The following is a 22,434-nucleotide window of genomic DNA, read 5'->3' as shown; positions in this document are numbered from 1 at the left end:
ACTCTATTTTTCAACCTTCAATCCAATGACTTGATCTGGGCTTGGTGTCACATAAACCGTTTGTTGGTTATCGTATATAACAAAGCCAGGTTTTGAGCCGTTCGGTTTTTTTACATAGCGTATCTTTGTGAAATCGACCGGTACAGAACTAGACGTTTGGGCTTTGCTAAAGTAAGCCGCCAATCCTGCAGCCTCTTTGATCGTTTCGTTACTTGGATCTTCACTGCGGATGACGACATGGGAGCCAGGAATGTCTTTAGTATGCAGCCAGATTTCATCACGACGTGCAAATTTATTTGTTAAATACTCATTTTGTTTATTATTTTTACCTACAAAGATTTGCGTGCCATCGCTTGAATAATATTGTTCAAGCTGTGGCTTTTGGTTTGCGGGCTTTTTCATGCCTTTTTTGTGTTTCTTTTTTATATAGCCTTCTTCTTGTAGCTCTTCACGTATTTCGTCAATATCTTTTGGTGAAGCAGATTGTAGCTGCTGGTGCAAACGATCGAAATAGGCGACTTCAGCTTCCGCTTTTTTAATTTGTTCTTGAACATAGACAACAGCGTTTTTTGCTTTTTGATATTTCGAGAAATACTTCTGTGCATTTTCTGCCGGAGTCTTTTGTGGATTCAATCTAATGGTAACCGTACGGCCATCTTCTTCGTAATAATTAATCACTTCAATTTCCTTCATACCACGTTTCATTTGATAAAGATTCGCAGTTATTAACTCACCGAACAGTTGATATTCTTCTCCACGTTCACTTTCTTGCAAAGTTCTTTCAAGTTTGCCAATTTTCTTTTTGTTTTTTTCTAATTCATTCGCAATAAATCGTTCCAGATCATTGCCTTGCTGTTTCACTCGATCTCGCTCAGCTTTACCAAAATAATAGCGATCTAGCATTTCGCTTAACGTAGCAAAGGAATGGCTATCACCTTGAATATGTTTTAGTTCTATCATATAGAATGCTTCTTTTTCACCAGAATTCACAATAATAGGTGAATATTCACTGTCCGCAAGTTTCTTTATTAATGATAAAAAAGCGGTGGGGAGTGTAGACCGGTTTACTAGACCTGCTGTAAGAATCACTTCTTTCGCAAATAATGGTGAGACACCAGCGAAATTGGCCACCAGTTGTTTATCCACTTTACCTGCATTAAAATCAATTGCTTTTAGGACATCATCTTCTGTAGCAGTAAAGGGATTCTTTTTTTCCTGAGCTGGTGGTGCAATATAGGTTTGTCCAGGCAAGATGGCCCGATGACTATTTACCGCATAGGAAACATGTTTAATGCTATCTAAAATCATGTTTTTTTCTTTATCTATCAAGATAATATTACTATGGCGTCCCATTATTTCCACAATTAATAGTTTTTGTGACAGGTCCCCGAGCTCATTTCTGCCTTTTACTTCAATCATTAGCATCCGATCAAGGCCCTCTTGGTAAATGTTCTCAATTGTATAGCCTTCTAAATGTTTGCGTAGCAACATGCAAAACATCGGTGGTTCTTTTGGGTTTTCATAGGTTTCTTTTGTAAGTTGAAATCTTGCATAACTTGGGTGTGCTGATAGTAAGAGTTTATGATTTTTCCCGCCAGCACGAATGATAAGGATGAGTTCATTTTTGTAAGGCTGGTGAATTTTATTGATTCTTCCACCGTTCAGTTGAGAAGATATTTCTTCTGTCATTGCTTTTGTAAATAAACCGTCAAACGACATTTGTTTATACTTCCTTTATTTTTATTTTTTACCTGTTGCAAAAGGTTCTGCCCCCGCACTTACCGCAATATACAGTATTAAAACACTACATATAATCTATGTACATTAGTTTGCGAGGTCAATACTCTATCGCTATGGGATACCTTCCTACTTTTCGTAATTATAGCATGTTTTAGGACGAGTCTGAATAAACATGAATTAAGACAAGTTTAAGGGGATATTATTGAAAGCTTAAAAGATAGCAGAGTTTGGTTACAACGAAGAAGTATGATAAGCGAAATTAATCTACATTGTCTGGGCAGGGATTGATTCATTCTATGTGGAGGATGTGTGATATTTAATGAAGTTCAGAGAAATGGATACGCAACAAATAGAGACGGCCTTAGAAACGAATGTTCGGCTAGGTCTAAATGAGGAAGAAGTTAGTAAGAGGCAGAAAATAAAGGGATATAATGAACTTCAAGAGGGTGAAAAACAATCAGCTATCCTGTTATTTTTTGCGCAGTTTAAGGATTTTATGGTCATAGTTTTACTTGCTGCGACTTTAATTTCAGGAATTCTTGGTGAATACATCGATGCAATTGCAATCATTGCCATCATTTTAGTGAATGGTTTTTTAGGATTTTTTCAGGAACGGAAAGCAGAGAAATCTCTTGAAGCGTTAAAGCAAATGGCAGCGCCACAAGTACAAGTTCTTAGGGATGGTGAATGGAAAAGGATACCGTCCCGAGAAGTTGTCGTCGGTGATATTTTAAAATTTACGAGCGGTGATAGGGTTGGTGCTGATATAAGAATCATTGAATCGGCATCTTTAGAAATTGAAGAATCTGCTCTTACTGGAGAATCTGTACCTGTTGCAAAGCTAAGCGAAGCGATTCTATATGAAGTTGAAAGTATCGGTGATGAGGCTAATCATGCATTTATGGGAACGATGGTGACTCGAGGAAGTGGAACAGGGGTAGTCGTTGCAACGGGAATGGAAACGGCAATGGGGAAAATTGCCGACTTACTCCAATCTACTGAAACGCAGATCACACCGTTGCAACGTAGACTTGAACAATTAGGGAAAATCCTTATTTTTACAGCGATTTTCTTGACAATTGTTGTAGTAGCGACAGGGATCTTGCAGGGGAATGATCTATATACGATGTTCTTGTCTGGAGTTTCACTTGCAGTAGCTGCAATACCGGAAGGACTGCCCGCTATCGTTACGGTAGCATTATCGCTCGGTGTGCAGCGAATGATTCGAAAAAATGCGATCGTACGTAAGCTCCCTGCTGTTGAAACATTAGGTTGCGCCTCAGTCATTTGTTCCGACAAAACCGGAACGATGACGCAAAATAAAATGACAGTGACCCATGTTTGGAGTGGAGGAAAAACATGGAGTGTAACAGGTACTGGGTATCAGCCTGATGGTGAATTTTTTGAAGGAGAAAAAAAGATAGCTCCGAAATCAGAAAAACCTCTGCATCAGCTGCTTACATTTGGGCTACTTTGTAACCATGCAGATTTGGCATTAAAAGATGATAAATATGTAGTAGATGGAGATCCAACTGAAGGTGCTTTGCTTGTAAGTGCTATGAAAGCAGGATTAACCCGTGAATCGATTATGAATAATTTTACGATTGTGAAGGAATTTCCATTCGATTCGACAAGAAAAATGATGAGCGTCATTGTTAAAGACGAGAATGGCAAGCAATTTGTTGTAGTAAAAGGAGCTCCTGACGTATTGATTTCTCGGTGTGAGTCGATTCTATGGTCGCAGAAATCACAATTCCTTTCGAAAGAAAATATTAAACATGTACAAGAGGCGATTAATGGTCTTGCTAGTCAAGCTTTGCGGACTATTGCGATCGGCTATAAACCGTTATCACCTGGGACCATTTTGCTGGATGAAGCAGAAGCAGAAAAGAATTTAGTCTTTATTGGTTTACAAGGCATGATAGACCCTCCAAGACCTGAAGTTGGTCTTGCTGTAAAAGAAAGCAGAGAAGCAGGAATTAAAACGGTAATGATTACAGGCGACCATGCACAAACCGCGAAAGCTATTGCTAGTCAATTGGGAATTTTACGAGGAAAAGAAAAGGTGATGGAAGGAAAGCAGTTGACAGAAATGTCTGCAAGCGACCTAGAGGATGTTGTTGAAAATGTGGCAGTGTTTGCTCGTGTATCTCCTGAAGATAAGTTGAAGATCGTCAAAGCATTCCAAAATAAAGGACATATTGTGGCTATGACTGGTGATGGAGTAAATGATGCACCGGCGATTAAAACAGCTGATATTGGGATTGCTATGGGAATTACCGGAACAGATGTAGCAAAAGAAGCTTCATCTCTAATTTTACTTGACGATAATTTCGCTTCCATTAAATCTGCAATTGCTGAAGGGCGAAATATTTATGAAAATATCCGAAAATTTATTAGGTATTTACTTGCATCCAATGTCGGAGAAATAATGGTAATGTTTTTTGCTATGCTAATGGCATTGCCGCTTCCTCTCGTTCCCATCCAAATTCTATGGGTTAACCTTGTAACAGATGGATTGCCGGCTATGGCTTTAGGGCTTGACAAAGCGGAGGGAGATTTAATGAAACGCAAACCCCGTCATCCGAATGAAGGAGTTTTTGCAAGGGGGCTAGGGTGGAAAATTATTTCACGTGGAATATTAATTGGGCTAGCGACTTTAATAGCTTTCATTGTCGTCTATAAAAACAATCCAGACAATCTTGTTTATGCACAAACAATTGCGTTTGCAACACTCGTTTTAGCGCAGTTAATTCATGTATTTGATTGCCGTAGTGAAAAATCGATATTTTCTAGAAATCCGTTTGGTAATAAATATTTGATTGGTGCAGTAGTCTCATCTCTAATATTGATGATCGTTGTCATCTATTATCCACCGTTTCAACCGATTTTTCATACATTGCCGATTGTTATGCGTGATTGGTTACTAGTAATTGGCATGGCATCTATTCCAACTTTTTTACTTGCTGGATCGTTTCTACTAAGAAAAACTAAGTAATGTAGAGTGTAGTTTTTGAGAGTCGGCTAGAGAAAAGAAGAAATACATTTATATTCTGAGTTCATGAATAATAGGGTTTTTTTGAGCTGGGAAATATACAAAAACAAAACTTTTATCTACTTATAAAAATTGTAGTGAATGGTTTTACAGCCTGTTAAACCGGGGGAAACTGTGTTATAATCACTAAGGTAGTAGAGTCTGTCTCTATTACCTTTTTAATTTGAATAGATTATATGACGACCATACCAAATTACATATGCACATATAAGTGCGTGTTCAAAAAGGAGGATAAAAAGAGCCGAGAAGCTGATCATCTCTAGACCTTTGCGTATGCATTCATACGTGGGACTGAAGAGACGGAGCTTTGCTGTAATTCACAAGCTATTTTTACCATTCTTTTTGAACATCCACTATAAGGATGACTAATCTTGATTGACGTATATATTAACTGTTCAACATGAACCAATGGCGACCCTTTCGATTGTTATCATCTATTATTTTGTTAAATAGGAAGTGATGCTATGGTAGTCAGTATGACCGGTTATGGAAGAGGTAAAGCTGAACAAGATAAAATTAAGGTTACGGTAGAAATGAAGACCGTTAACCATCGTTTTTGTGAATTCGTGATTCGCCTACCACGCCAGCTTCTAGTGCTTGAAGATAAATTAAAGAAAAAAGCGAGTGAATGCATAAGAAGAGGCCGTGCAGAAATATTTATCACCGTAATAGGTGAAGGACTTGTTTCTAAGAAACTTATGGTAGATTGGGAGCTGACTAATCAATTTTTTTCATTGATGAATCAAATGAAGGAAAAATATCAACTTGATACATCTGTAACCCTTCATGAGGTACTTCAACTGGAAGAACTGTTGTCAGTCGAAGAGGAACCAACTGAAAATAAGGATATGGAGACCGTCCTATTTGCCGCCTTTATGGAAGCTCTTGAAAATCTTAAAGAAATGAGACTTCAGGAAGGGATAGAGCTGTATAATGATTTGCAGGAACAACTTGGAAAATTTCAAGTTGTAGTGGATGAATTAAAACAATATGCACCCTCAGTGAGCTATCAGTATCGTGAACGTCTCGCCCAAAAGCTAAATGATTTTACTAATGGGCTTGTAGAAGAAAGTAGACTATTGACTGAAGTAGCTATTTTTGCTGATAAAGCGGATATTAATGAGGAGTTAACCAGGCTTGAAAGCCATAAAATTCAATTTTTAAACGCACTTGAGCACAAAGAACCTATCGGACGAAAACTTGATTTTCTTGTACAGGAAATGAATCGTGAAGTAAATACGATAGGATCGAAGGCAAATGATTCAACTATAACTAAAAATGTAGTCGAAATGAAAAGTTTACTTGAAAAAATGAAAGAACAAGTTCAAAATATCGAGTAGTCTGTTTATGTTCTTTTGATTGAGGCGACACTAGATATGGATGGGGGACGAAAATGTCTATAAAGCTCATAAATATTGGTTTTGGAAATATTGTTTCGGCTAATCGTATAGTATCAATCGTGAGTCCGGAATCGGCTCCAATCAAACGAATTATCCAAGATGCACGTGATCGAGGTTCACTAATAGATGCTACTTACGGTAGAAGAACGCGGGCGGTAATCATTACTGACAGTGATCATGTTATTTTGTCTGCCGTCCAGCCTGAAACGGTTGCAGCCCGTCTTCATGACCGGGATGAAAGTGTAGAAGAGGGGTAAGGAAACACTATGAGAGAAAAAGGTTTATTAATTGTTTTATCTGGTCCATCCGGAGTTGGAAAAGGAACAGTAAGAAAAGAAATTTTTTCACAACCTAATACAGCATTCGAATATTCCATTTCTATGACAACTCGCTTTCCACGAGAAGGAGAAGTAGATGGAGTTGATTACTTTTTTAAAAGTCGTGAAGAATTTGAAGTTCTGATTGAACAAGGCAAATTACTAGAATATGCAGAGTTTGTTGGTAATTATTATGGCACGCCTGTTGATTATGTTCGTGAAACATTAGATTCTGGCAAAGATGTATTTCTGGAAATTGAAGTACAAGGAGCTCGCCAAGTTAGAGAAAAATTTCCTGAGGGATTATTTATATTCCTTGCTCCGCCGAGTCTGTCTGAGTTGGAGAGTAGAATTGTCAACCGTGGTACAGAATCAGAAGAATTAATTCGTCAACGAATGCTCGCTGCAAAAGCAGAAATTGAATTAATGGATTTATATGATTATGTTGTTGAAAATGACCATGTAGTTCATGCCTGTCAGCGAATTAATGCAATTGTGATTGCTGAACATTGCAAGCGTGAACGCGTATCTACCCGTTATAAAAAAATGCTGGAGGTTGAATAAATTATGCTATATCCATCTATCGACTCATTATTACTGAAAATTGATTCTAAATATTCACTTGTATCCGTTGCGGCTAAACGTGCAAGACAAATGCAAATTAAAAATGATTGCAGAATCGAAAAGCCTGTGTCTTATAAATCAGTAGGTCGTGCTCTGGAAGAAATTCATTCAGGTAATTTATCGTATGATAACCAATATGAAGAAAAGTAAGTATTAATTGTAAGAAAGCAAAAACAGCTTTTGGCTGGATGGTAACTTTTGACAGACAAGGGTCAGACTTTCTCAGAACAATGGCAGATGAAGCTATTGATTTGGAAGTCCGGCCCTTTCTTGCATTCTATTCATCTTAAATAAAGTGAAACTTAAATCAGTGGGGCTCCATCCATACTGATTGTTAGTCCCGTCGTACTGTCGCTAAGATCGAAGCACGCGCTTCGATCAATCGATAGTACTAACTAGGGTCCGCTGTATCACAGACTAAGTGTGTCCCGTCCTTTAGTCTACTGTTTGTGTGACCCACATCCTGATGGCCTCAACTATCCCTTTGAAAACCACAAAGGCAAGTTTCACTGTATCTCACCAATCGGGCTTTTACTGCCAGTTATCCCCACCTACGCTTCCTTGGTTCCTTTAAGCCTTGAGGTGGGGGACTGGACTGCCGTTATTCCGGAATAAACAACAATGTGTACATGATGTTTGTTAGAGAATCAAGAAAAATAGGAGCGATTACTACTTAATCTAGCTACGGTTATAAAACCCTCACAAGTTCATAAGCTCTGATACAATGTGGCAAACTAATGTATGCAAATCCCGACACGGCAATCGCCTCGCTTTAAGTAAAATCTTTGATTGGTTAGATAAGGGTGAATGTTTCGGTGAGTATTCCAGCTCAAGTAGTCAACTTTTTTGAGATAAGAGCTTAGCAATTTGATTGGGACATGAACAACTCCTATTCAGCAAAGCAGCTTTGTTAAGTCCTGCAGATTGTATAGCAGAGTGGTTTAGGGATTAGTCCATAATTAACTAAGCGGTTCAACCTTAAACAAGGTGCTTGCACTTTTAATGTTATCCTTCATAATGAAAAAAGAACAAGTGTTGGGGGGAAAAGTATGCTTACTAATAAAAAGATCCTTCTTTGTGTAACTGGTGGGATTGCGGTTTTTAAGGCTGCTGCACTAACGAGTAAACTAACTCAGCAAGGTGCACAAGTGAAGGTGATGATGAGTGAATCAGCGGGAAAATTTGTGACTCCGCTAACGTTCCAAGCTTTGTCACGGCATGATGTATATATAGATACATTTGATGAAAAAAATTCAGCAGTTATTGCCCATATTGATTTGGCTGATTGGGCGGACGTGATATTAATTGCTCCTGCAACAGCTAATATGATTGGAAAGATTGCAAATGGAATAGCTGATAATATGATTTCAACGACATTATTAGCAACTGTTGCACCTGTCTGGATTGCTCCAGCGATGAATGTTCATATGTATGCCCATCCAGCTGTTCAGAAAAACATGGCAACCTTGAAAAACTATGGCTATTCGTTCATTGAACCATCAGAGGGATATTTAGCATGTGGCTATACAGGAAAGGGGCGTTTAGAAGAACCTGAAACGATTGTTGAACAACTTTCAGCATTTTTTTCAAAAACAACGAAAGTATTACCATTGAGTGGTAAACAGATTGTCATAACAGCAGGACCTACAAGAGAACATATTGATCCAGTACGATATATTACGAATCTTTCGACCGGAAAAATGGGCTATGCTCTTGCTGAACAAGCCCTTGCTTTAGGTGCGGAGGTTAAATTAATCTCTGGACCTGTTTCAATACTGCCTCCCCAAAAAGCGGAAACAGTACAGGTTGAGACTGCTTCAGAAATGTACGAACAAGTGATGAAAGTTTATAAAGAGGCAGATGTAGTTATTAAATCAGCCGCCGTTAGTGACTATACACCTAAATTTATTCATTCGAAAAAAATGAAGAAACAACCAGGGGATAGTGTTATTGAATTAGAACGAACGAAAGATATTTTGCTAGAGCTTGGTAAGAAAAAAACAAAGCAAATTTTGGTCGGCTTTGCAGCAGAAACAGACAATCTCAAAGAGTATGCGGTAGGGAAACTGCAAAGAAAAAATGCTGATATGATTGTAGCTAATAATGTAACAAGCGAAGGTGCGGGGTTTGGTCATGATACAAACATTGTCACGATTTTTAAAAAAGACGGAACTAATCTTGAACTTCCTTTAATGAGTAAGGCTGAAACAGCTAAAGCAGTCTTGTTAGAAGTTGTGGAGATGTTGAAAAAGGAATGATGTTACATGAACATAGCAACTGTCATTGTTGACGTCCCTGCAAAGCAAACAGACCGTGAATTTGATTATATGATTCCAGATAAATGGGTTCATATCATTCAGCCTGGTATGCGAGTCATAGTTCCATTCGGTCCAAGAATGGTTCAAGGATTTGTAACTAGCTTGAAAGAAAAAAGCCAATGGAAAAAACTTAGGTCTATTAAAGAACCGATGGATATTGATCCTGTTTTAAATGATGAACTACTTGCTTTAGGAGATTGGTTAACAGAAGAGACACTATGCTATAAGATTTCCGCTTTTCAGGCTATGCTTCCATCTGCAATGAAAGCGAAATACGAAAAAATCATTAAAATAAATGATCAACAAAGAAATCAGGTTCATCCAATCATTTTACAAATGATGGAGAATAAAGACGCTCTTTCCTGGAAGGAGGTCATAGAAGGTGATATGGCCTCGCTTTTCCAAAAAGAGGTTCGAAATGGTCACCTAGAAGTTCTTTATTATGTGAAAAACAGAAATAATAAAAAAACGATGCGAATGATCATACCTGCATTGAACAAGGAAGGTTTAATACAGGTAAAGAAATCACTTCCAAAAACAGCAAAGAAGCAGCATGATATCTTGGATTTTTTCATTGAAACGCCAAAAAAGGTATTTCTTAAGGAATTATTAGATATTACACATGCATCTAATGGCACGGTGAAGGCGCTCATTGATAAAGAGATTTTAGTGGAATCCAATGAAGAAGTGTATCGTGATCCTTATGAAAATCGAACATTTGCAAAGAAACCATTTTTCAAATTAACGGACGAACAAGCAATAGCTATTGCTCCGATTAAGGAATCGATAAAGAATGATCGTCATGATGTTTTTTTATTATATGGGGTTACCGGCAGTGGAAAGACAGAAATTTATTTACAAGCGATTGACGATGTGATAAAAAAAGGCGGCGAGGCAATCATGCTCGTACCCGAAATTTCATTAACTCCACAAACAGTAAAACGATTTAAGGAGCGGTTTGGTGAACAAGTTGCCGTTATGCACAGCGGCTTATCCATTGGTGAGAAATACGATGAATGGAGAAAGATTCACCGTAAAGAGGTAAAAGTCGTGGTCGGCGCTCGTTCTGCCGTATTTGCTCCGTTTGAAAATCTGGGCATCATTATTATCGATGAAGAGCATGAATCCAGTTATAAACAAGAAGAAACCGTTCGATACCATGCGAGAGATGTAGCTATACAAAGGGCAAAATTCCATAATTGTTCGGTCATCCTTGGCAGCGCGACACCGACACTTGAATCATTTGCAAGAGCGCAAAAAAATGTTTACAAACTTCTTACCTTAAGTAAACGGATGAATGATCATGCACTTCCTGCAGTAGAAATCGTTGATATGCGAGAAGAATTGCGTAACGGCAACAGATCAATGTTTTCTCAAATTTTATTTACGAAGCTTCAAGATCGTTTAGAAAAAAAACAACAAACCGTTTTAATGCTAAATAAAAGAGGACATTCTTCTTTCGTGATGTGTAGAAGTTGTGGATATGTAGCGAATTGTCCAAACTGTGAAATTTCACTTACGTATCACCGATCGAATCATTCATTAAAATGCCATTATTGCGGACATGAGGAATCCATGTTAGCTGATTGTCCAGAATGTGAAAGTGAGCATATTCGCTTCTTTGGTACAGGTACTCAGAAAGTTGAAGAGGAATTGGCGAAAATATTGCCCGAAGCTAAAGTGATTCGAATGGATGTCGATACGACGACTAGGAAAGGGTCGCATGAGCGCCTCCTGCAAGCATTTGGGGAAGGTAAGGCAGATATCCTTTTAGGTACACAGATGATTGCAAAAGGATTAGATTTTCCTAATATTACCTTAGTCGGTGTTTTGTCAGCTGACACGATGCTACATCTACCCGATTTTCGTTCCTCAGAAAAGACCTTTCAATTATTAACTCAAGTGTCAGGACGAGCGGGCCGCCATGAATTGACGGGAGAAGTAGTCATTCAAACGTACACGCCTGAGCATTACAGCATTGAGTTATCAGGTCAGCAGGATTATTACACCTTTTATCTTAGAGAGATGATAATAAGAAGGACCAATCACTATCCGCCTTATTATTATATCGCCCTCGTTACCGTTTCTCATGAAGACTTAATGACCGCTGTTTCAGTAACTGAAAAAATATCAACCTTTATGAGAAATGGTTTAAGCGAAGGAGCATTAATACTTGGACCATCGGCATCGCCCATTAGCCGGATTAACAATAGATATCGCTATCAATGTCTGATAAAATACAAACGGGAACCAAAGCTCCGACAATGTTTTAAAACAATTATTGATCATTATCAGCAGGAACTCGCACAACAACATTTGAATATTTCGATTGATTTAAATCCACAAATGATGATGTAGAATCAACCGTGTTTTTCTATCCCGCTTTAACGGGCAGTAACCCCCACCTTAAGGCATAGAGGAGTCGAAGAAACGTAGGTAGGGGATAACTGCCCGTAAAAGCCCGATTGATGAGATACTGTGAAACTTACCTGCAATCTTCAAAGGTATAGTTGAGGCCCACAGGATGTGGGTCACACAGACGAAGACATGAGGACGCGGCGCACTTAGTCTGTGATTCATTAATTCGGGTTCGTAGTATCGCTTTATCTACGCGGTAGCGGAGATATTAGCGATAGTAGAACGGGACTAACAATCAGTGGGGGTGAAGAAAACCCCCACTGATTGAAGTTTCACTTTATAGGAGGAATTATAAGTTTTGACTATTTTACCGATTGTTTTGTATCCAAATGAAATTTTAGAACAAGAATGTGAAAAAGTAACAGATTTTGATAAAAAATTGGCTAAGCTGTTAACAAATATGTATGACACAATGATTGAAGCGGATGGGGTAGGTCTAGCCGCTCCGCAAATCGGTGTGAAGAAACAAATTGCCGTTGTTGATATTGACGATCATCACGGAACAATAGAAATGATTAATCCAGTTATTTTAGAGGTCGATGGAAACCAAACGGGTCCTGAAGGATGTTTAAGTTTTCCGGATTTATATGGAGAAGTTGAACGTCCATATAAAGTGAAAATCAGAGCTCAAAATCGTAAAGGTGGTTTTTACGAATTAGAAGCTAAAGACTTTCTTGCTCGAGCAATTCTCCATGAAATCGACCATTTACACGGTGTGCTCTTTACAACTAAAGTCAGCCGTTATCTAACGGAAGAGGAACTGGAAAAGGAGGAAGCGTAATGACGAAAAAAATTATTTTTATGGGAACACCGGATTTCTCCGTTCCTGTGCTGCAGCGGGTAATTAAAGAAGGTTATGATGTAATTGCTGTTGTTACCCAGCCAGACCGACCAGTAGGAAGAAAAAAAGTAATGACTCCTCCACCTGTGAAGATAGAAGCAGTGAAACAAGGAATCCCTGTTTATCAGCCTGAAAAAATCCGCAATGAAGAGTCATTAGAAGAAATCCTTGCATTAAAACCGGATTTAATTATCACAGCCGCTTTTGGCCAAATTCTTCCGAATAAATTGTTAGAAGCTCCTGAATATGGCTGTATCAATGTCCACGCTTCCCTTTTACCAGAATTACGAGGCGGAGCACCGATCCATTATTCCATTTTACAAGGAAAAGAAAAAACCGGAATTACCATTATGTATATGGCTGAGAAACTAGATGCTGGAGATATTTTAACCCAAGCAGAAATTAAGATTGAAGAAGAAGATAATGTTGGAACTTTACATGAAAAATTAAGTAAAGTAGGTTCTGACTTACTTGCTGATACTATACCTAAACTATTTAATAATGAAATAACCCCTGTTAAGCAAAATGATGCAGAAGCAACATTTGCACCTAATATTAAACGAGAACAGGAAAAGATTGACTGGGACAAAAATGGTGAAGACATATATAATCATGTTCGCGGCTTAAATCCTTGGCCAGTCGCTTACACGCTATTAAATGGTGAAACACTTAAAGTATGGAAGACAAAAAAAATACAGCTTACAACCCCGGCTCAGCCAGGTGTAGTGATAGATGTTCTTGAAGAGGGTATTGTTGTTGGTACCGGGAATACGACTGCTATTTTAATTATTGAGCTTCAACCTGCTGGCAAGAAAAAAATGTCGGCAAAAGATTATTTACGCGGAGCGGGCTCATTTATTAGGGTTGGCTTAAAGTTAGGAGAATAAAATGAAACAAACGAAAAAGGGTGTAAGGGATATTGCACTAGATGTCCTTGAATCCGTTGAAAAGAATCAAGCATATAGCAACTTGCTGTTAAACTCAATGATTAACAAACATCAATTATCACCGGCTGATAGCGGTTTGCTAACAGAAATCACATACGGAACGATTCAAAGAAAAATGACGCTCGATTATTATTTGCAGCCTTTTATCAAAAATGAAAAAAAGACGCTTAGCTGGGTAATAAACTTGTTGCGTTTATCGGTTTATCAAATGGTTTATCTTGATAAGATACCCGATCATGCGATTATTTATGAAGCGGTTGAAATTGCAAAAAAACGAGGGCATAAAGGCATTACATCAATGGTGAATGGGATTCTACGGAATGTACAGAGAAAAGGCCTACGATCACTTGAAGAAATTGAAGACAGAGCTTTGCGCCTAGCCATTGAAACGAGTCATCCAAGTTGGCTTGTAAGGAGATGGATTGAACAATTCGGTTTTGAAAAAACAGCTGACATGTGTGAAACAAATTTAACTGCACCTGTTCAATCAGCCAGAGTAAATGTTAAGAAAATCTCTAGAAGTGAATTAGTTAGCATGCTGACGGAAGAAGGCTATTATGTAGAAAAAAGCCCAATTCTTGAAGAAGCCATTTACTGCTTAAAAGGAAATCTTGCACATTCAGAAAGCTATAAAATGGGCTTTCTCTCCATTCAAGATGAAAGTTCAATGCTAGTTGCTCATGCATTGGACGCATCTGGAAATGATATAGTACTTGATTGTTGTGCAGCTCCTGGCGGAAAAACGACGCATATTGCAGAAGGGTTAACTACCGGGCAAGTAGTGGCAATTGATCTTCATGAACACAAAGTCAAACTCATTAAAGAGCAAGCTCAAAGGTTGGGACTAAGAAATATTAAAACAGAAGTATCTGATAGCAGAAACGTTCAGGAACTATTTAATAAAGAGGGTTTTGACAAAGTACTGGTAGATGCTCCTTGCTCTGGTTTAGGAGTAATGCGGAGAAAACCAGATGTGAAGTATACGAAAACAAAAGATGATATAATAAAACTTTCAAGTATCCAAAATCAACTTTTAATTGCTGCTGCACCACTTGTAAAAAAGGGTGGCAACCTCATCTATAGTACATGTACAGTCGATCAAGAAGAGAATGATTTAGTAGCCAATCTTTTTTTAGAAAAACACCCAGACTTTGAGAGAGATTTGACGTTAAAAGACAGAATGCCAGAAAGCGTTCAGCCGCTCGTCGTCGATAATAAATTGCAAGTATTTCCACAGGATTTCGGCAGTGATGGATTTTTCATTGCTAGTTTTAGAAAGAAGGTGCTGTAATGGCAGAAACGGTAACAACAAGAAGAAAAACAGTAAAGAAACCAGAAAAGCCATCTATTTATTCATTGGAGCTTAACGAATTAAAACAGTGGTTAACAGAAAATGGTGAAAAAGCTTTCCGTGCGGAGCAACTTTTTGAATGGTTGTATAAAAAGCGGATAACAAGTTTTGAAGATATGTCTAATATATCTAAACAACTTCGTGATAAACTTAATACTAATTTTACGATCACAACGTTGAAGACAATCGTTCAACAAAACTCTATTGACGGTAATACGATGAAATTTTTGTTTGAATTGCATGATGGATATTCGATTGAAACCGTGCTTATGCGCCATGAATATGGGAATTCTGTATGTGTAACCACTCAAGTTGGTTGTCGTATCGGTTGTACGTTCTGTGCCTCAACGCTTGGAGGTTTAAAAAGAAATTTAGAAGCAGGAGAAATTGTTGCTCAAGTGGTAAAAGTACAACAAGCACTTGATGAAATGGACCAACGAGTTAGTTCAGTCGTTATTATGGGGATTGGTGAACCATTTGATAACTACGATGAAATGATGAGCTTTTTGAAAAATATTAATCACGATAAAGGCTTGAACATTGGAGCGCGTCATATTACAGTGTCAACAAGTGGGATTATTCCAAAAATTTATAAATTTGCGGATGAAGAATTGCAAATTAATTTCGCTCTTTCTTTGCATGCCCCGAATTCTGAGCTAAGAAGTAAATTAATGCCAATTAACCGTGCCTATAAATTACCAGATCTTATAGAAGCGATCAAGTACTATACCGAAAAAACGGGCAGAAGGGTTAGTTTTGAATACGGCTTATTCGGCGGTGAAAATGACCAAGTCGAGCATGCTGAAGAATTGGCAGATTTAATTAAAGGAATAAAGTGTCATGTAAACTTGATTCCAGTAAACTATGTACCAGAACGCAACTATGTTAGAACACCTCGTGAGCAGATTTTTGAATTCGAAAAAACGTTAAAGAAACGAGGCGTCAATGTCACGATTCGTAGAGAACAGGGTCATGATATCGATGCAGCTTGCGGCCAGCTTCGTGCTAAGGAGCGCAAAGAAGAGACGAGGTGACAGAATCTGATGAATGACATCTTTTTAACAAATCAGGGGAAAGTCCGCCAGCATAATGAAGATAATGGCGGAATCTTTCTTAATCCTCATGGAGTGCGCCTTGCCATTGTAGCTGATGGCATGGGCGGACACCGTGCTGGTGATGTAGCAAGTCAAATGACCGTTGAGTATATGCAAAAGCAGTGGGAAGAAGAATCAGGTCCGATGTTAACGCCTAATGAAGCGGAATCATGGCTTCAACAGAAAATAAAGGAAATCAATCGACGACTGTTCGAATATTCTGAGGAAAATTCAGAATGTCAAGGGATGGGGACTACTGTTGTAGCTGCAATTTGCACGAATAGATTTTCGTCGATTGCCAATATTGGTGATAGCCGCTGTTATTTGTACAATGAATCTGGTTTTAAACAAGTGACTGAAGATCATTCTTTAGTAAATGAGCTCGTAAGAAGCGGGCAAATTTCTAAAGAAGACGCTGAGAATCATCCGCGTAAAAATGTCTTACTTCGTGCTCTAGGAACTGAAATCAATGTTGAAATGGACATTTTCACAATTATCTTTGAAGAAGATGATGTACTCTTACTATGCTCTGATGGCTTATCGAATAAAGTTAGTGAACAAGAAATGATCACCATCATTACGAATTCAGATGATTTAGCTATAAAAGCCGACTCTTTCATTGCAATGGCGAATGAATATGGCGGAGAAGATAATATCACCCTTGCCCTACTTCGATTTTTTGATAATAGTGAAAGTAGGTGAGCGTTTTGTTAATCGGTAAGCGAATTAACGGCCGCTATAAGTTATTAGAAATGATCGGCGGCGGTGGGATGGCCAATGTATATTTGGCTCAAGATATGATTCTTGAACGAGAAGTAGCGCTTAAGATTCTCCGCATGGATTTTAATAATGATGAAGAATTTATCAAGCGCTTTAATCGTGAGGCACAATCTGCAACAAGTCTTACACATCCTAACATCGTCAGCATTTATGACGTAGGCGAAGAAGATGATATTTATTATATTGTAATGGAATATGTGAAGGGCCTAACCCTTAAACAATACATACAAAAGTTTTACCCAGTCCCAATTGAGAAAGCTTTGGACATTCTTAAACAAATTACGTCTGCGATCTCTCAAGCGCATCATAACGGGATTATACATCGAGATATAAAGCCGCAAAATATCTTGATTGATGATCATGGGAATGTAAAGATTACTGATTTCGGCATTGCCCTTGCCCTAAGTGCAACCAATATTACACAAACAAATGCAGTACTTGGCTCCGTTCATTATCTATCTCCTGAGCAGGCTAGGGGTGGCATGGCCAATAATAAATCAGATATTTATTCGCTTGGAATTGTTATGTTTGAACTATTGACTGGAAGACTTCCTTTTTCAGGGGAATCGGCTGTTTCAATTGCTCTGAAACATCTTCAATCAGAAACACCTTCTCCAAAACGTTGGAATCCGTCTATTCCACAAAGTGTCGAGAATATTATTCTTAAAGCGACTGCCAAGGATTCTTATTATCGCTATGAAACAGTTGATGAAATGGAAGAAGATATCAAATCTGCATTAAATCCTGAACGGAAGAACGAAACTCCGTTTGTGATTCCTGAGGATATGGACGCGACGAAGGCTATTCCAATTATTACGAATGATAATATGTCCGGGATAGATGAAACGATAATTCGTGGGCCTGAAAAAATTACGGCAGTTTATCGAGAAGAAGAACAAGATGAACCGAAAAAAGGGAATAAAAAAGTTAATAAAGTTAAGCAAAATAAAAAGAAACGAAAAAAATGGCCGCTTATTTTATTTTCTACTATCTTCATTTTACTGGCTGTAACCGCTGGAGTGATATATGCTTATCCAAGTCTAGTGGGCCCGAAAGATGTAATAATCCCTGATGTACGTGGAGAAAAAGCGGATGATGCTAATGCCAAACTTGAAGAACATGGTCTTGTTGTAACGAATCCTATTTTGTTGGACGACGAAGTGGTGCCGGAAGGAAATGTCATTCGTATTGACCCGCAAGAAGGACAGATTGTAAAAGAAGGAAAAGAAATTAAAATGTATGTAAGTAGCGGCAAAAAGAAGATTGTTATTGCCGACTATACAAACAGAATCTATGATGATATTCAATCATTAATTGCAGGAATTGGTTTTAAGGATATAATTATCAACCAAGTTTTTGATGAAAGTGCACCAGGTACGATTATAGATCAAAATCTATCTTCGGAAATGGAGCTTGTTCCGTCTGACAATGTTCTTGAATTGACAGTTAGTAAAGGGCCTGATGAATTGTCTTTAAAGAATCTTACAGAATTTAATCAAACAGGGTTAAATGAATATGAGATTGATGCGGGAATTACGATTAAGGTAGTAAGAGAAGAGTATCACGACACAATTGGTGAAGGTCTTGTCATTTCTCAAGATCCAGCTCCTTATAGGAAAATAAAAAAAGGAAGCCAAGTCAATGTTGTGTTATCAAAAGGAAAGGAAGAAATTCCTCCAAAGCAAGTGAATGTTAACATCACAATACCGTATGAACCCGAAGAAGAGGGACAACCGCAAGAAGTGCAGATTTTTATTGAAGATATGAATCATAGTATGACTGAAACATACGAACCACCATTTTTTATCATTTCTGAGGCGTATCGAACATTAGAGTTTACCGTTCAACATAATAAAAAAGCCGGATATAAAGTCGTCAGAGACGGTAAAGTAATTCTGGATGAAAAAGTGGAATATCCGAAAGAGTAATGAAATATTAAAGGAGTGAGTCTATGCCAGAAGGAAAGATCATTAAAGCACTGAGCGGTTTTTACTATGTGTTGGATGGAGAGGAAGTCATTCAGTGCCGTGGTCGAGGGGTTTTTCGAAAAAATAAAATCACTCCGCTAGTTGGCGATTCAGTCGTGTATCAAGCTGAGAATCCTACTGATGGATATGTCATAGAAATTAAAGACCGCAAGAATGAATTAGTAAGGCCACCAATTGCCAATATAGATCAGGCGATTCTTGTTTTTTCGGCAGTGGAGCCAGATTTTAGTACAACCTTGCTAGACCGGTTTCTAGTTGCAATCGAAGATAATGAAATTGAACCAATCATTATTATCAGCAAAATTGATCTCGTCAAAGAAGCTGATAGAGCAAGGTTGGATCAATACATGAAAGATTATCAAGACATTGGCTATACCGTAATTAAAACTTCAAGTATTACAAGTGATGGGATTGAAGTGCTGCTCCCGCATTTAGCAGGAAAAACAAGTGTTTTTGCAGGACAATCTGGAGTTGGAAAGTCTTCTTTATTAAACACAATTAAGCCAGAACTGTCATTAGAGACAAATGATATATCCAGCCATTTAGGACGGGGGAAGCATACTACACGCCATGTGGAGCTTATTCATGTAGGCTCAGGTCTCGTTGCTGATACTCCTGGTTTTAGTTCACTAGAATTTATGGACATTGAAGTAGACCGGTTAGCTTATTGTTTTCCAGAAATTTATCAAGCAGGTGAAAGATGTAAGTTTCGAGGTTGTTTGCATGACCAAGAACCTAAATGTGCAGTGAAGGAAGCAGTTGCACAAGAAGAAATTCCGAGCTACCGATATAAACATTATCTTCAAATATTAGAGGAAATAAAAGATAGAAAGCCGAGGTATTAACTAATGATTAAAATTGCACCATCGATTCTTTCAGCAAATTTTGCAAAGTTAGGTGAAGAAATAAAGGATGTCGAAAGAGGAGGAGCGGATTATATTCACGTTGACGTGATGGATGGCCATTTTGTCCCAAACATTACTATAGGACCGCTAATTGTTGACGCAATTCGCCCAGTAACTAAATTGCCACTTGACGTTCATTTAATGATTGAGGAGCCTGATCGATATGTGGAGGCTTTTGCAAAAGCAGGAGCGGATTATATCACCGTTCACGTTGAGGCTTGTCCACATCTACACAGAACAATCCAATTAATCAAATCTTTTGGTGTGAAAGCAGGTGTAGTGCTTAATCCAGCCACTCCTGTTTCAACGATAAAACACATTATTGAAGACATAGATCTTGTTCTTTTGATGACGGTGAATCCTGGTTTTGGCGGACAAAAATTCATTCATGCAGTACTCCCTAAGATTAGCGAAGTGAAGGAAATGGCAAATGCATTAAATCCCGAGCTTGAAATTGAAGTTGACGGAGGAGTAAATGAAGAAACAGCGAAATTATGTATTGAGCATGGCGCAACTGTTTTAGTAGCAGGATCAGCTATTTATAATCAAAGTGATCGAGCTTTGGCAATAAAAAAACTTCGCGGGTAATAATGAAAAAACCGACTCCTTTAACGGATGTATCGGGAAGGGGGGAGTCCTTTTCTGATCCATTCAAAGATGGAGCGGTTTTTTTGTTCTAAAATGGAGGCATGGCAAATGATTATTAGTATTGTAGCGGGTGGACCGGTAGATCTACTACCGAATTTGAACGTATATCGAGAGAAAACAAGCATTTGGGTGGGGGTTGATCGAGGTGTTTATACGCTGCTGCATCATGATATTGTCCCTAATGCAGCGTTTGGAGATTTTGATTCTGTTACAGAAGCAGAGCTTGCAGAAATCAAGGAAACATTGAATCATTTGGAAGTATATCCGACAGAGAAAGACGAAACCGATTTGGAAATTGCTTTAACTTGGGCGCTCTCAAAACAGCCAGAAGAAATATATGTATTTGGTGCAACAGGAGGAAGAATAGATCATTTTATAGGCAATCTTCAACTTCTGCTTAAAACGCCAATCCTCGAGCAAAAAAATAATCTGAACATTTTTATCGTAGATAAGCAGAATTTGATTTCCTTCAAGACACCTGGTACATATACTATAGAAACTTTGAATGATAAAAGGTATGTTTCTTTTCTACCAATGTTAAAGGAAGTGAAAGGAATTACATTAGAAGGGTTTAAATATCCGCTGACCAATCATGCTTTACCTATTGGTTCAACCCTATGCATAAGCAATGAACTAATTTCTGAATATGGGAATTTTTCATTTACTGATGGCATATTAATGGTGATAAGAAGCAGTGATTAATCATCATGCTTGGCAGGATAAACGGATTATTTTTTACCGATATCCGCTAATGAAATAATAACTGGCAATTTGTGATGTTTCTGAATGTAAGTGCAGATGTATACGAGGAGGGGCATTATGAAATTTTATACAATTAAGCTACCAAAAGTCTTAGGCGGCTTGGTAAAAGCGATGCTTGGAGCCTTTAAGAAAGGTTGAAGATAAATATAATGATAGAGGGTGTCTTATAAGGGTCTGACCCTTTGTTTTGAGGCACTCCTTCTTTTTTGATATGTGAAATTAGTTGATTTTAATTAAGATACAATTTTCTATGCTCTAGAAAAATATCGTTTATATTATATAAGTTTTGTTTCTAGTTAAGATTAATGAATTGTTTTCGAAAACCTCTCCTATATATGAAAAAACGTACTCGCAGGAGGTGTCTAAGCTTAGTCATACATGATTTGGATTGCGTTGACAAAATAAAAAGGCATCCCCTGAAAGGATGCCGTTAACATTATACGCGTTCTACTTTACCAGATTTAAGGGCTCTTGCAGAAACGTATACACGTTTAGGTTTACCGTCAACTAAAATACGTACTTTTTGAAGGTTAGCCCCCCATGTACGTTTATTAGCATTCATTGCGTGTGAGCGTTTATTACCAGATCGAGTTTTTCTACCAGTGATTACACATTGACGTGCCATATTAAATTCCCTCCTAACTACTAATGCTTAGGTTTTCATAGTATCTTAATTCTTATGAAATACCTTAATAATTTATCACACCTATCTGGAGAATGCAATACTTCTGTTCATTACTTTCAAGAAAAATACCTTGACATACAAGATGGACCATTTGGTTTACCTTCCACAGCATGACAATTACTTTTAAAACATTTGCCATTATAGTAAAATGTTTATAGCTAATAAGATTTTGGGAGGGAAACGTATATGTCAATTGAATTAAAAACGAAATTTGGGCACATTGATATTTCTAACGATGTAATTGCTACGGTGGCAGGCGGCGCTGCAGTAGATTGTTATGGCATAGTAGGAATGGCTTCGAAGAAACAATTGAAAGATGGCATAACGGAGATCTTACGTCGTGAGAACTTCACTAAAGGTGTGATTGTACGCCAAGAGAATGATGAAGTCCACATTGATATGTTTATCATTGTAAGCTATGGAACAAAGATTTCTGAAGTTGCGCACAATGTACAATCAAAGGTAAAGTACACCCTGGACAAAACGGTCGGATTAGCTGCAGATTCAGTTAATATTTTTGTACAGGGAGTTCGCGTAACGAACCCTTAAATCGAGGAGGAA

20 protein-coding genes are annotated in these 22,434 nt (G+C 38.0%); 18 read left to right on the top strand and 2 right to left on the bottom strand.

Going from position 1 to position 22,434, the window contains the following annotated elements; translation table 11 throughout:
• Window positions 1–3: 3 nt before the first annotated feature.
• Complete coding sequence (locus V179_RS0119265; RefSeq protein WP_028392912.1) at window positions 4–1,719, bottom strand: Rqc2 family fibronectin-binding protein; 1,716 nt, start codon at window positions 1,717–1,719, stop codon at window positions 4–6.
• 340 nt (window positions 1,720–2,059) lie between these two features.
• On the opposite strand from V179_RS0119265, the gene V179_RS0119260 reads away from it, so the two are divergent.
• The 17 genes from V179_RS0119260 to spoVM all read left to right on the top strand — a co-directional run bounded on the left by V179_RS0119260 (window position 2,060) and on the right by spoVM (window position 21,326).
• Window positions 2,060–4,738, top strand: a complete 2,679-nt coding sequence (locus V179_RS0119260) for a calcium-translocating P-type ATPase, SERCA-type (RefSeq protein WP_028392911.1) — start codon at window positions 2,060–2,062, stop codon at window positions 4,736–4,738.
• Window positions 4,739–5,259: 521 nt separating this feature from the next.
• The gene (locus V179_RS0119255; RefSeq protein ID WP_028392910.1) at window positions 5,260–6,135 is read left to right on the top strand and encodes a YicC/YloC family endoribonuclease; all 876 of its coding nucleotides are present in this window, start codon (window positions 5,260–5,262) and stop codon (window positions 6,133–6,135) included.
• 53 nt (window positions 6,136–6,188) lie between these two features.
• Window positions 6,189–6,452, top strand: coding sequence for an extracellular matrix/biofilm regulator RemA (gene remA / locus V179_RS0119250; protein ID WP_028392909.1), 264 nt, complete (start codon window positions 6,189–6,191; stop codon window positions 6,450–6,452).
• Between the two features lie 9 nt (window positions 6,453–6,461).
• Window positions 6,462–7,076 carry a guanylate kinase gene (gene gmk, locus V179_RS0119245; protein WP_028392908.1) on the top strand — a complete coding sequence of 205 codons (615 nt, stop codon included), beginning with the start codon at window positions 6,462–6,464 and terminating at the stop codon, window positions 7,074–7,076.
• Window positions 7,077–7,079: 3 nt separating this feature from the next.
• Entirely contained in the window at window positions 7,080–7,286 is a 207-nt protein-coding gene (rpoZ, locus tag V179_RS0119240) for a DNA-directed RNA polymerase subunit omega (protein WP_028392907.1), read from the top strand.
• A gap of 899 nt (window positions 7,287–8,185) precedes the next feature.
• Window positions 8,186–9,394: a bifunctional phosphopantothenoylcysteine decarboxylase/phosphopantothenate--cysteine ligase CoaBC gene (gene coaBC / locus V179_RS0119235; protein WP_028392906.1), complete on the top strand. Its 1,209-nt coding sequence runs from the start codon at window positions 8,186–8,188 to the stop codon at window positions 9,392–9,394.
• Window positions 9,395–9,400: 6 nt separating this feature from the next.
• Window positions 9,401–11,812 carry a primosomal protein N' gene (priA, locus tag V179_RS0119230; protein ID WP_028392905.1) on the top strand — a complete coding sequence of 804 codons (2,412 nt, stop codon included), beginning with the start codon at window positions 9,401–9,403 and terminating at the stop codon, window positions 11,810–11,812.
• A gap of 358 nt (window positions 11,813–12,170) precedes the next feature.
• The gene (def, locus tag V179_RS0119225; protein WP_028392904.1) at window positions 12,171–12,653 is read left to right on the top strand and encodes a peptide deformylase; all 483 of its coding nucleotides are present in this window, start codon (window positions 12,171–12,173) and stop codon (window positions 12,651–12,653) included.
• On the top strand, window positions 12,653–13,600 hold the full coding sequence (fmt, locus tag V179_RS0119220; RefSeq protein WP_028392903.1) for a methionyl-tRNA formyltransferase: 948 nt from the start codon (window positions 12,653–12,655) through the stop codon (window positions 13,598–13,600). The genes def and fmt overlap by 1 nt, the downstream gene beginning before the upstream one ends.
• A gap of 1 nt (window position 13,601) precedes the next feature.
• Window positions 13,602–14,951, top strand: a complete 1,350-nt coding sequence (gene rsmB, locus V179_RS0119215; RefSeq protein ID WP_028392902.1) for a 16S rRNA (cytosine(967)-C(5))-methyltransferase RsmB — start codon at window positions 13,602–13,604, stop codon at window positions 14,949–14,951.
• Window positions 14,951–16,045: a 23S rRNA (adenine(2503)-C(2))-methyltransferase RlmN gene (gene rlmN, locus V179_RS0119210; RefSeq protein ID WP_028392901.1), complete on the top strand. Its 1,095-nt coding sequence runs from the start codon at window positions 14,951–14,953 to the stop codon at window positions 16,043–16,045. The genes rsmB and rlmN overlap by 1 nt, the downstream gene beginning before the upstream one ends.
• A gap of 9 nt (window positions 16,046–16,054) precedes the next feature.
• Complete coding sequence (locus V179_RS0119205; protein WP_028392900.1) at window positions 16,055–16,807, top strand: Stp1/IreP family PP2C-type Ser/Thr phosphatase; 753 nt, start codon at window positions 16,055–16,057, stop codon at window positions 16,805–16,807.
• 5 nt (window positions 16,808–16,812) lie between these two features.
• Entirely contained in the window at window positions 16,813–18,813 is a 2,001-nt protein-coding gene (gene pknB / locus V179_RS0119200; protein ID WP_028392899.1) for a Stk1 family PASTA domain-containing Ser/Thr kinase, read from the top strand.
• 23 nt (window positions 18,814–18,836) lie between these two features.
• Window positions 18,837–19,718, top strand: a complete 882-nt coding sequence (gene rsgA / locus V179_RS0119195; RefSeq protein ID WP_028392898.1) for a ribosome small subunit-dependent GTPase A — start codon at window positions 18,837–18,839, stop codon at window positions 19,716–19,718.
• 3 nt (window positions 19,719–19,721) lie between these two features.
• Window positions 19,722–20,366, top strand: a complete 645-nt coding sequence (gene rpe / locus V179_RS0119190; RefSeq protein ID WP_028392897.1) for a ribulose-phosphate 3-epimerase — start codon at window positions 19,722–19,724, stop codon at window positions 20,364–20,366.
• A gap of 108 nt (window positions 20,367–20,474) precedes the next feature.
• A complete protein-coding gene (locus V179_RS0119185; protein ID WP_028392896.1) occupies window positions 20,475–21,128 on the top strand; it encodes a thiamine diphosphokinase in 654 nt (217 codons plus the stop codon).
• Window positions 21,129–21,245: 117 nt separating this feature from the next.
• Entirely contained in the window at window positions 21,246–21,326 is an 81-nt protein-coding gene (gene spoVM, locus V179_RS28375) for a stage V sporulation protein SpoVM (protein ID WP_034302035.1), read from the top strand.
• A gap of 298 nt (window positions 21,327–21,624) precedes the next feature.
• Here spoVM and rpmB read toward each other — a convergent pair whose 3' ends face one another.
• Window positions 21,625–21,813: a 50S ribosomal protein L28 gene (rpmB, locus tag V179_RS0119175; RefSeq protein ID WP_028392895.1), complete on the bottom strand. Its 189-nt coding sequence runs from the start codon at window positions 21,811–21,813 to the stop codon at window positions 21,625–21,627.
• A gap of 246 nt (window positions 21,814–22,059) precedes the next feature.
• Here rpmB and V179_RS0119170 point away from each other — a divergent pair, with 246 nt between their 5' ends.
• The gene (locus tag V179_RS0119170; RefSeq protein ID WP_028392894.1) at window positions 22,060–22,422 is read left to right on the top strand and encodes an Asp23/Gls24 family envelope stress response protein; all 363 of its coding nucleotides are present in this window, start codon (window positions 22,060–22,062) and stop codon (window positions 22,420–22,422) included.
• The last annotated feature ends 12 nt before the right edge of the window (window positions 22,423–22,434 follow it).

The sequence above is a fragment of the Bacillus cihuensis genome (assembly GCF_000504145.1).
Taxonomy (GTDB): domain Bacteria; phylum Bacillota; class Bacilli; order Bacillales; family DSM-1321; genus Peribacillus; species Peribacillus huizhouensis.
Note: the sequence above shows the minus strand (reverse complement) of the source record. Positions and strands in the feature narration are given on the sequence as shown.